9 protein-coding genes are annotated in these 10409 nt (G+C 68.0%); 7 read left to right on the plus strand and 2 right to left on the minus strand.

The window, feature by feature from the left end:
• The first annotated feature begins 6 nt into the window (after nucleotides 1–6).
• The 7 genes from AC1Q7H_RS33680 (at nucleotide 7) to AC1Q7H_RS33710 (ending at nucleotide 8454) form a co-directional block, all read left to right on the plus strand.
• A complete protein-coding gene (locus tag AC1Q7H_RS33680; RefSeq protein ID WP_010813969.1) occupies nucleotides 7–462 on the plus strand; it encodes a MaoC family dehydratase in 456 nt (151 codons plus the stop codon).
• Between the two features lie 13 nt (nucleotides 463–475).
• Nucleotides 476–1678, plus strand: coding sequence for an acetyl-CoA C-acyltransferase (locus AC1Q7H_RS33685; protein ID WP_211979698.1), 1203 nt, complete (start codon nucleotides 476–478; stop codon nucleotides 1676–1678).
• 71 nt (nucleotides 1679–1749) lie between these two features.
• Nucleotides 1750–2715: a WD40/YVTN/BNR-like repeat-containing protein gene (locus tag AC1Q7H_RS33690; RefSeq protein ID WP_013952310.1), complete on the plus strand. Its 966-nt coding sequence runs from the start codon at nucleotides 1750–1752 to the stop codon at nucleotides 2713–2715.
• Between the two features lie 38 nt (nucleotides 2716–2753).
• Complete coding sequence (locus AC1Q7H_RS33695) at nucleotides 2754–5195, plus strand: efflux RND transporter permease subunit (RefSeq protein ID WP_492382201.1); 2442 nt, start codon at nucleotides 2754–2756, stop codon at nucleotides 5193–5195.
• A gap of 86 nt (nucleotides 5196–5281) precedes the next feature.
• Nucleotides 5282–6460 (plus strand): NADH:flavin oxidoreductase, encoded by a 1179-nt coding sequence (locus tag AC1Q7H_RS33700; protein WP_371827419.1) that lies wholly within the window; start codon nucleotides 5282–5284, stop codon nucleotides 6458–6460.
• Between the two features lie 75 nt (nucleotides 6461–6535).
• The gene (locus AC1Q7H_RS33705) at nucleotides 6536–7636 is read left to right on the plus strand and encodes a 3-ketosteroid-9-alpha-monooxygenase, oxygenase component (RefSeq protein ID WP_013952313.1); all 1101 of its coding nucleotides are present in this window, start codon (nucleotides 6536–6538) and stop codon (nucleotides 7634–7636) included.
• A gap of 26 nt (nucleotides 7637–7662) precedes the next feature.
• Nucleotides 7663–8454: an SDR family oxidoreductase gene (locus AC1Q7H_RS33710; RefSeq protein WP_153953821.1), complete on the plus strand. Its 792-nt coding sequence runs from the start codon at nucleotides 7663–7665 to the stop codon at nucleotides 8452–8454.
• 71 nt (nucleotides 8455–8525) lie between these two features.
• On the opposite strand, the gene AC1Q7H_RS33715 is transcribed toward AC1Q7H_RS33710, so the two are convergent.
• Both AC1Q7H_RS33715 and AC1Q7H_RS33720 read right to left on the minus strand, forming a co-directional pair.
• Nucleotides 8526–8648 carry a hypothetical protein gene (locus tag AC1Q7H_RS33715; RefSeq protein WP_013952315.1) on the minus strand — a complete coding sequence of 41 codons (123 nt, stop codon included), beginning with the start codon at nucleotides 8646–8648 and terminating at the stop codon, nucleotides 8526–8528.
• Between the two features lie 106 nt (nucleotides 8649–8754).
• Nucleotides 8755–10134, minus strand: coding sequence for a DUF1329 domain-containing protein (locus tag AC1Q7H_RS33720; RefSeq protein ID WP_013952316.1), 1380 nt, complete (start codon nucleotides 10132–10134; stop codon nucleotides 8755–8757).
• Between the last annotated feature and the right edge of the window lie 275 nt (nucleotides 10135–10409).

Here is a 10409-nt window from a genome sequence, read left to right on the forward strand (position 1 = left end):
CCAGACATGCCAAGAATCTTCCGTTCTGCCGAAGACATCCACGCCGCCGTCGGCCAGCGCCTCGGCGAAAGCGCCTGGACCCAGATCACCCAGGAACAGGTCAACCAGTTCGCCAATGCCACCGGCGACCACCAGTGGCTGCACGTGGACCCTGAGCGCGCCGCGCAGGGCCCATACGGCGCCTGCATCGCGCACGGCTACCTGACGCTGGCGCTGGTCAACCAGTTCCTGCCGGAACTGGTCACGGTCGAAGGCATGAAGTGGGGCGTCAACTACGGCTGCGACAAGGTGCGCTTCCCGGCGCCGGTGCGCGTGGGCGCGCGCGTGCGCGGCGTGGGCGAGCTGGTGCGGGCCGAGACCTTGCAGGGCGGCGTGCAGTCGGTGGTGCGCATGACCGTGGAAATCGAAGGCGGGGACAAGCCGGCCTGCGTGGCCGAGACCATCAGCCGCTATTACTTCTGAACAGGAATCCAGAATGAAAGAAGCAGTCATTGTCGCCGTCGCGCGCACACCGATCGGCAAGGCCTTCCGCGGTGCCTTCAACGACACCGAGGCCCCGGTGCTGGGCGGCCACGTGGTGCGCGCGGTGGTGGAGCGCGCCGGCGTGGATCCGTCCGAGGTGGAAGATGTGCTGATCGGCGCGGCCGCGCAGCAGGGCACCCAGGGCTACAACCTGGGCCGCCTGTGCGCGGTGGCGGCCGGCCTGCCGGACAGCGTGCCCGGCATGACCATGGACCGCATGTGCGGCTCGGGCCTGATGACGATCGCGGCGGGCGCCCGCGCGATCCAGTGCGGCGAGGCCGACATCATCGTGGCCGGCGGCGCGGAATCCATCTCGCTGACGCAGACCAAGCACAAGAACAGCTACCGCGCCCAGTCCGAAGCGGTGCTGGCGCGGCAGCCGGCAGCCTATATGGCAATGATCGAGACCGCCGAGGTGGTGGCACGCCGCTACGGCATCAGCCGCGCCGAGCAGGATGCCTACGCCTGGCGCAGCCAGCAGCGCACCGCCGAGGCACAGCGGCGCGGTGCCTTCGACGACGAGATCGTGCCGCTGGAAACGCGCCGCGCGCTGTTCGACAAGGCCGGCACGCTGACCGGCCACGAGACCGTGCGGCTTGCGCACGACGAGTGCAACCGGCCCGATACCACGGCCAGCAGCCTGGAGGCGCTGAAGCCGGTCTGGAGCGGCGGACAGGCTGTGGCCGCCGGCGAGCACATCACCGCCGGCAATGCTTCGCAACTGTCGGACGGCGCCGCCGCGGTGCTGCTGATGAGCGCCGACGAGGCCCGCCGCCGCGGCCTGCGCCCGCTGGGACGCTACCGCGGCATGGCGGTGGCGGGCTGCGCGCCGGACGAGATGGGGATTGGCCCGGTGTTCGCCGTGCCCAGGTTGCTCGAGCGCCATGACATGACGGTGGCGGATGTGGGCCTGTGGGAGCTGAACGAGGCCTTTGCTTGCCAGGTGCTGTACTGCCAGCAGAAGCTGGGCATCCCGGATGCGCGGCTGAACGTCAACGGCGGCGCGATCTCGATCGGCCATCCGTTCGGCATGTCGGGTGCGCGCATGACCGCGCACGCGCTGATTGAAGGCCGGCGCCGCGGCGTGCAGCAGGCGGTGGTGACCATGTGCATCGGCGGCGGCATGGGCGCCGCCGCGCTGTTCGACATCCTGTAATCACAAGCAGCCCCTGCAGGGACCGGCCCGCAACGAGGCCGCCTGCCATCACTCCAACCGGAGGAGACATCATGAAACGACTGATCGGCGTCGCCATGTCGCTGGCCGTGCTGGCCACCGCGGTATGGGCCTTCGCGCCGCGCCCGCTGCCGCCGTTCGCGGCTACGACGCTGCGCCCGGACGGCCTGCAGGTCAACGGCATCGCGCGCGCCGGCGAGCGCCTGGTGGCGGTGGGCGAGCGCGGCCAGATCCTGTTCAGCGACGACCAGGGCCGCAACTGGCGCACGGCCGTCGTGGATCATCCGCAAGGCGCCGCGCTGACCCAGGTGGTCTTTGCCGACAGCCGCCACGGCATGGCGGTCGGGCACAGCGGCTGGATCCTGCGCACCGAAGACGGCGGTGCCCACTGGCAGCAGGTGGCCTTCGACGCGCGCTCGTCCGATCCGCTGCTGGGCGCCTGGGCGCAGGCGGGCGGCCCGTGGTTCGCGGTCGGCAGCTTTGGCCGCTTCCTGGTCTCGCGCGACCAGGGCAGGCACTGGGAGGCGGCCGCAGACAAGGCCATGCAAGACCGCCACCTCAACGGCATTGCCGGCGATGGGCAGGGACGCCTGATGCTGGTCGGCGAAGCCGGCCTGGTGCTGCGCTCGCCCGACGGCGGCAGCCGCTGGGAGGTGGTGAAGTCCCCCTACGAGGGTTCGCTGTACGGCGTGCAGCCGCTGCGCGACGGCGCCTGGCTGGCTTTCGGCATGCGCGGCAACGCCTTGCGCAGCGAGGACTTCGGCGCCACCTGGCAGGCCGCGGACACTGGCCTCAAGACCTCGTTCTTCGGCGGCGTCGAGCTGCCCGATGGCCGCATCGTGCTGGCCGGGCAGGGTGGCACGCTGGTGATGTCCGCCGACGGCGGGCGCCAGTTCACCGCCTTGCCCGCCGGCAGCCCGCAGACCCTGGCCGCGCTGGCCCCTGCCGGCAAGGACACGCTGGCGCTGGGCGGCAATGGCGGCCTTGCCGGCGCCACGCTCGCCGCCAACCCCCGCTGACCCTGCCTGACCCTGGCTAACCGAATGCGAGAACGATCATGACCCGCCCCCATTCCTCCGGCCGCCTGGGCCGCTTTGTCGATGCCTGTGCCAGCCTGCTGATGCACCGGCGCCGCCTGCTGCTGGTGCTGTGCCTGGCCGTGACCGTGGCGCTGGGCGTCTCGGCCACGCGGCTGCGGCTCGATCCCGGCTTCAACAAGATGATCCCGCTGCAGCACCGGTACATGCAGGTGTTTACCAAGTACGCGAGCACCTTCTCCGGTGCCAATACGGTGCTGCTGAGCCTGCGCTGGAAGGGCGACGGCGACATCTATAACGCGGCCTTCATGGACAAGCTGCGCCGCGCCACCGATGACGTGTTCTTCATTCCCGGCGTGGACCGGTCGCGCGTGTTCTCGCTGTTCACGCCCAATGTACGCTACACCGAGGTGACGGAGGCGGGCTTTCGCGGCGACGTGGTGGTTCCGGGGCGCTTCTCCGGCACGCCGGCCGAGCTCGATAAGGTGCGCCGCAACGTGGCGCGCTCCGGCCAGATCGGCCGCCTCGTCAGCAACGACCTGAGGTCCGCGCTGATTCGCGCGGAGCTGCGTGAGACCGATCCGGCCACCGGCAAGACCATCGACTACGGTTCGGTCGCACGCCAGCTGGAGAAGATCCGCGGGGAATTCAGCGGCACCGACGTCGAGGTCAATATCGTCGGCTTTGCCAAGCTGGTGGGCGATGTGGAAGAGGGCATCGCCGGCGTGATGGGCTTCTTCGCGCTGGCCTTCGCCGTGACTGCGCTGCTGCTGTGGCTGTACACGCGCTCGCTGCGCATCACGCTGCTGTCGCTGGTGGTGGCGCTGCTGCCCGTGGCCTGGCTGCTGGGCCTGCTGCCGCTGCTGGGCTACGGCATCGACCCAATGTCGATCCTGGTGCCGTTCCTGATCTTCTCGATCGGGGTCTCGCACGCGGTGCAGATGACCAATGCCTGGAAGCAGGAAGTGGTGCAGGGGCATGGTGCGCTGGACAGCGCCAGCGCGGCCTTCCGCAAACTGTTCATCCCCGGCACGGTCGCGCTGCTGACCAACGCGCTCGGGTTCATGGTCATCATGCGCATTGAGATCGACATCGTGCGCGAGCTTGGCATCACGGCCTGCCTGGGTGTGCTGCTGATGATCGTGACCAACAAGGTGTTCCTGCCGATCCTGCTGTCGTACACGCAGCTGGAGCCGTCGGCGCTGGCATCGGCGCAGGCCCGGCGCGCGCAGGGAACCGGCGGGCTGTGGCAGAAGTTCGGCGCGCTGGCGCGCCCGGGACCGGCGCTGGGGGTGTTCGTGGCCGCGCTCGCGCTGCTGGCGGCCGGCGCCATCGATTCACGCGGCCTGAAGATCGGCGATGTCGGCAGCGGCGCACCGGAACTGCGCGCGGATTCGCGCTACAACCGCGATAGCGCCAGCATCGTGAGCCAGTACAACATCGGCTCGGATGCACTGACCGTGGTGGTGGAGCCCACCGGCTTCGACGACGGCTGCCTGCACTACCCGGTGATGAGTGCGGTGGAACGCTTCGAGATGCATATGCGCGGCGTGTCCGGCGTGCAGTCGGTAGTGAGCGTGTCATCGCTGGCCAAGGTGGTGATCGGCGCCTACAACGAGGGCAACCCGCGCTGGGAGGCGCTGCCGCGCAGCAGCGAGGGCCTGAGCCAGGGCGCCAAGGCCTTCGACCCGGACAACGGCATGAATACCTCGAACTGCCAGGCCATCCAGGTGCTGATCTACACGGCCAACCATGAGGGCGCCACCATCGCCCACATCATCCGCGAGATCCGCCGCTTCACCGCCGCCGACAAGACCCCCAAGGTGGCGTTCCGCCTGGCCGGGGGCAATATCGGCGTGATGGCGGCCACCAATGAGGCCGTGGAGGAAGCCGAAGTGACCATGCTGCTGTCGATCTTCGGCGCGATCACGCTGCTGTGCCTGCTGACGTTCCGCTCGTGGCGCGCGGTGCTGTGCATCATCGTGCCGCTGACGCTGGTGTCGGTGCTGTGCAATGCGCTGATGGCGCGGCTTGGCATCGGGCTGAAGGTGTCGACGCTGCCGGTCATCACACTGGGCGTGGGCGTTGGCGTGGACTACGGCATCTACCTGTATGAGCGCATCCAGCACCAGATCCGCGAGGAAGGACAGGCCTTGCCGCAGGCCTTTGCCGAGGCCATGCGCCAGCGCGGTTCGGCGGCGCTGTTCACGGCGCTGACGATGTGCATCGGCGTGGGCACCTGGGCCTTTGCCGCGCTCAAGTTCCAGGCCGACATGGGGATCCTGCTGGCCTTCATGTTCCTGGTGAACCTGTTCGGTGCGGTATCGTTGCTGCCGGCGCTGGCTGCGTGGCTGGGGGTGGAGGAAGAAGAGCGTGCACGCGTGGCCGCCGGTGGTGCCGGTGGCGCCGCGCGCGGCGAGACGGTGCCGCCGGCGCACGCCTTGAAATCCGACGTGGTATAGGGCCGATGTCCCGGAGAAACAACATGCACGATAACCAGGCTTCCGCGGCGGCGGCATTCACGCCGGTCCGCATCGGCCCGCTCACGCTGCGCAACCGCTTGATCAAGGCCGGCGCCAACGAGGGCATGACGCCGCAGGGCCTGCCGACCCAGGCCCTGGTCAGGCACCACCGCGAGCTTGCCGCGGGCGGCGTGGGCATGACCACGGTAGCGTATGCGGCGGTGGCCGACGACGGCCTGACTTTCTCGCACCAGCTCAGCATGCGCCCGGAGCAGGTTGCGCCCCTGCGCGTGCTGACCGATGCCGTGCATCGCGATGGCGCTGCGGCCTGCCTGCAGATCACCCATGCGGGCTCGTTCACCACCATGCGCCACGGCGGCAGCCGCGCGCCGGGCAGTGCTTCGGCCGGACTCAATGCCTTTGGCATGCTGCATGGCGTGTATTTCCAGCGTGCCATGCGCGAGGCGGACATGGCACGCGTTGCCGGCCAGTTCGCCGCGGCAGCGCGTCTGGCGCGCGAAGCCGGCTTCGATGCGGTGGAAATCCACATGGGGCACGGCTACCTGCTCAACCAGTTCCTGTCGCCGCTGAGCAACCGGCGGCGCGATGCGTTCGGCGGCGGCGTGGAGAACCGCACCCGCTTTCCGGCCGCGGTGCTGCGCCAGGTGAAGGACGCGGTCGGCGCCGAGCTGGCGGTCTGCTGCAAGCTGAGCGTCAGCGACGGCGTGCCGGGCGGCAACGAACCTGCGGATTCCGCCGTGACTGCGCGCCTGCTGGAGGCGGAAGGCGCCGACCTGCTGACCCTCAGCGGCGGGCGCAACGTGGAGAGCCCGTGGGCGCTGTTCGGCAGCCCCATGCCCACGGCGCAGATGAAGGCCGCCGCACCGACCGCGGTGGCGCGCTTCGGCATCACCATGCTGGAAAAGCGTACGCCGCGCGCGCTGGCCTTTCGCGAGCTGTATTTCCTGGAAGCGTCGCGCGTGGTGCGGCGGGCGGTGCGCATGCCGCTGGCCTATATCGGCGGCGTCAAGTCGATCGGCAATGTCGCGCAGCTGATGGAAGAGGGTTTCGACTGCGTCGCGCTGGCGCGCGCGCTGATCCACGATCCCGCGCTGGTCGCCAACTGGCGCAGCGGTGCGGTGGCGCATTCGGCCTGTGACAGCTGCAATGGCTGCGTGGCCCGGATCTACGATCCGGCCGGCGTCAGTTGCGTGCACGGCCCGGGCAATGATCCGGCTCTGACCAGGATTGCCGCGCTGCAGTAGTCCGATGGGACGATGAGCCGCCGGCCAGACGCTCTTATCTTGAAGGTCCCACGGGAATTCAAGGAGACAGACGCCATGACCGCTGACGGCAACCAGACTGGCTACAAGGCCGGCTACAAAATCGAATCACGCCCGCCCGAGGCCCGCTTCGCGCGCGGCTGGCATTGCCTCGGCCTGGCCGATGGCTACCGCGACGGCGTGCCGCACACGCTGAATATCTTCGGCCGGCGCCTGGCGGCATTTGCCGACTCGACCGGCGCGATTCGCGTGATCGACGGCTACTGTCCGCACATGGGGGCGGACCTGAGCACCGGCACCGTGCAGGGCGACAACCTGGTCTGCCCGTTCCACGGCTGGCAATGGGGCGGCGACGGCGGCTGCAAGTCCATCCCTTACTGCAAGCGCGTGCCGCCCAAGGCCCGCGTCGGCGCCTGGGAGACCTGCGAGCAGAACCGGCTGCTCTTCATCTGGCACGATCCCGAAGGCCGCCCGGCCCCCCCCGAGGTGGCGATCCCGCGCATCGAGGCCTGCTTCTCATCGGATTGGTCGGACTGGGCCATCGACGAGATGCTGATCCGCACCAACTGCCGCGAGCTGGTCGACAATATCTCTGACATGGCGCATTTCGGCACGGTCCATGGCGCGCCGGTGGACTACTTTGCCAACCTGTTCGAAGACCACAAGGCCACGCAGCTGATGATCGGACGCAGTGCTCGGCTCTCCGGCGATGCACAGCTGACGGCGCTGTCCACGTACTTCGGGCCCGCGTACCACATCACCGAGATGAGCGGACAGATGGGCGACCAGCAGATCCACTCGATCCTGCTCAACTGCCATGTGCCGATCGACCTCAACAGCTTCGCGCTGCGCTACGGCGTGCTGGTGAAGAAGATCCCGGGGCTGTCCGAGGAACAGAACCGTGCCATGGCGCAAGCCTATGTGGAGCAGGCCAAACAGGCCTTCTACGAGGACGTGGCGATCTGGGACAGCAAGATCCGCATCGACAACCCGCTGCTGTGCGAAGGCGACGGGCCCATCTACCAGATGCGTGACTGGTACCAGCAGTTCTACACCGACGTGGAACAGGTGCGGCCGTCCAGCGTGGCACGGCGCACGTTCGAGCTGAACCCGGGCGGCATCGAGCCGCCGGCGCTGCGGCATGTGTTCGAGGCCTGATCGACACCGTCATGGAACTCAACCACATGAAAACCGTAGTAATTACCGGAGCCGCGTCCGGCATGGGTGCGGCCGTGCGCCAGCGCATGCTCGCGGACGGCTGCCGGGTCATCGGCATCGACCTGCGCGATGCCGACATCCTTGCCGACCTGTCCAACCCGCAGGGCCGCGCTGCCGCCATCGACGCCGTACTGTCGCGGTCGGGTGGCCGCATCGATCAGCTGGTCTGCTGCGCCGGCCTGGGCCCGCATGTCGAACCCGCCACGCTGGTGGCATCGGTCAACTACTTCGGCGTGGTGGCGCTGCTGGATGGCCTGTTCGAGGCGCTGCGCCAGGGCTCGGATCCGTGCGCCGTGGTGGTGTCGTCCAATTCGGCCACGCTCCAGTCCTGGGAGGGCAGCCCGCTGCGTGATGCCTACCTTGCCGGCGACGAGTCCGGCGTGCGCGCGATGGTGGCAGCCGCCGCGGCGGCGGAAGCCACCCGGGACCAGGCTGGCTATATTGCCTATGCCAGCTCCAAGCATGCGGTGGCGGCGGCCGCGCGGCAACGTGCTGCCGCGTGGGGCCAGGCCGGCGTGCGCCTCAACGTGGTCGCGCCGGGCGCGGTGGAAACGCCGCTGCTGCAGGCAGGGCTGAAGGACCCGCGCTATGGCGACGCCATCCGCGATTTCCTGCCGCCGTTGGGCCGCCGTGCCCAGCCTGAAGAGGTGGCCGCGCTGATCGTCTTCCTGTGCGGGCCGCAGGCGGCCTACATCCATGGCAACGTGGTGTTCATCGACGGCGGCCTGGATGCCGCGCAGCGACCGCTGAACTTCTGATCTCCTGGTCAATGGGGCATCCGCCGCGGCTCGCGGCGGATGCCCCATTTTTATTTGATGGCGTTCCGGACTTACGCGACCACGACATCGTCCTGCATCCGGCGTTCGCGTTCGCCGGGATACAGGGCTTCCTTTTCGAGGTAGAAGCAACCGGCGCAGCCCGGGTTGCAATCGGAGCGGCTGGGCTTTGCCATGTAAAAACCCCCAAAAGTCGTCTCCGACTTCTGGGGGCAGTTCAGGGCGGGGAGGGGAGCGCGACCGGGCGCCAAAGGCTGCGCCCGGCCGGATATCACGATCGGATCAGGTACCCGACCCACGCGCGGCGTCCGGGGAGAAGAACGCCTCGTTGAATTCCGGACTGTTGTTCAGCGTTGCCATCGGGCCTTCGTTGGTCAGGCGGTCCGCCAGGTAGGCACCCGAAATCAGGTCATGGTAGAACACCGTGGTCGGATAGTAGCGGCGTGCATCATAGGTGTACACCGAGGCCTGGAGATTGGTGCGCCACAACTGGCCGCGGCCATCGTAGTTGTCGGCCGCCAGGGCTAGCCAGCTGTCTTCGTCGAGATACAGGACGCGCTTCGCATACTGGTGCCGGAAACCGGACTTGAGCGTTGCTTCCAGTACCCATACCCGATGCGGTTCATAGCGCATGACGTCCGGATTAGCGTGGCCATTCGTGAGCAGCTCCTTGTACTTGACGGAAGTGCTCAGCAGCTTGTAGTTGTGGTACGGGACGAAGATCTCTTTCTTGCCGACGATCTTCCAGTTGTAGCGTTCGCCCGAGCCGTTGAAGAGCCGGTCGTCGTCCACGGTGCGGAAGCCGCCGGGGCCCTGGGGCTGGTCAAAGCCGAATTCCGGCGCCTGGCGCACCCGCCGCGTGCCCGGGTTGTAGATCCACGTGCGGTTGGTGTCAGAACCCTCCTGGTCCCAGACCGCGTAGCCAACGATCACCTGGCCGCGGTCACGCAACGGCAGGTCCGTGGCGGTGCGGAAGAAGGAGCGCTCGTTGATGGCGTTGTGCGGGTCGAACTTGCCGTTATTGCGCGGCGACAGGATGCTGTATGAGACGCGTCCCCACGCGATCGAGCCGTTCGGATAGACCACGGCCTGGTCGAACTGCGCCTTCTCGGTGCCGATGGCCGACGAGAAGCGCTGGTTCCACAACAGCTCCATCGCGGTTTTCGGAATCGGGTAGGGAACCTGGGGTCCCGCTTCCTTCAGGCCGTTGGCATCGCTCGTCATGCTGACGGTGGCGGCGTAGGTGCGGATGTCCTTGTAGACGGCGTCCTCATACCGGAAGTCGCGATGGCTGGGGTAGACCGGCATCTTGAAGGTGTCGGGGTACTTCTTGAACAGCGCCTTCTGCCCGTCGCTGAGCCGCTCGGCATACTGCGCCATGTTCTGCGCGGTGATGACGAACAGCGGCTTCTCATCGGCATACGGGTCCGGATAGCGTTCGCCGCGCTGGTATTTGACATGGGCCGGCGTGCCCAGCCACTTGCCGGACCATGCCGGGACCTCGCCGTCCTTGCTGGCGGCACGCTCGGCGCCCATCGGCGTGAGGGGGCCATCCAGTTGCTTGAGTTCCTCCGGGGTGACCTTCGCCCACGATGCCGCCGCCAGGGCCATGCTGGTGAGCAGCAGGCCACCGCGTATCAGTTGTCTTGTGCTGGATTTCATTGAAGTCTCGCTCCTTGTAAAGAGGAATTGCCGGCGCTGGCTGTGCCTGTGCCTGTGGTGACAGCGTAGTGATGGCGCGGCGGCGGGGAATCGTTGGAACGGACTAGTGGATTTCCCTAGCCTCCGGCGTGGCGGAGGGCTGGGTGTGGCGCGGGGGGCCAATCCGGGTGGCGTGCCAGCATCCCGCGAGGATTGCGGGAGCGTACCGGGGCGGTACGGGAAGGGGAGGGGGAGCGGGAGCTGAAACGGCGCGAGGCCGGGCAAGTGCCCGGCCT

Source organism: Cupriavidus sp. GW823-FHT06D04 (assembly GCF_058795055.1).

Excerpts from the sequence above, each read along its gene's own strand:
- AC1Q7H_RS33680 (WP_010813969.1), top strand. The coding sequence starts at position 7 with ATGCCAAGAATCTTCCGTTCTGCCGAAGACATCCACGCCGCCGTCGGC.
- AC1Q7H_RS33685 (WP_211979698.1), top strand. The coding sequence starts at position 476 with ATGAAAGAAGCAGTCATTGTCGCCGTCGCGCGCACACCGATCGGCAAG.
- AC1Q7H_RS33690 (WP_013952310.1), top strand. The coding sequence starts at position 1,750 with ATGAAACGACTGATCGGCGTCGCCATGTCGCTGGCCGTGCTGGCCACC.
- AC1Q7H_RS33695 (WP_492382201.1), top strand. The coding sequence starts at position 2,754 with ATGACCCGCCCCCATTCCTCCGGCCGCCTGGGCCGCTTTGTCGATGCC.
- AC1Q7H_RS33705 (WP_013952313.1), top strand. The coding sequence starts at position 6,536 with ATGACCGCTGACGGCAACCAGACTGGCTACAAGGCCGGCTACAAAATC.
- AC1Q7H_RS33710 (WP_153953821.1), top strand. The coding sequence starts at position 7,663 with ATGAAAACCGTAGTAATTACCGGAGCCGCGTCCGGCATGGGTGCGGCC.
- AC1Q7H_RS33715 (WP_013952315.1), bottom strand. The coding sequence starts at position 8,648 with ATGGCAAAGCCCAGCCGCTCCGATTGCAACCCGGGCTGCGCCGGTTGC.
- AC1Q7H_RS33720 (WP_013952316.1), bottom strand. The coding sequence starts at position 10,134 with ATGAAATCCAGCACAAGACAACTGATACGCGGTGGCCTGCTGCTCACC.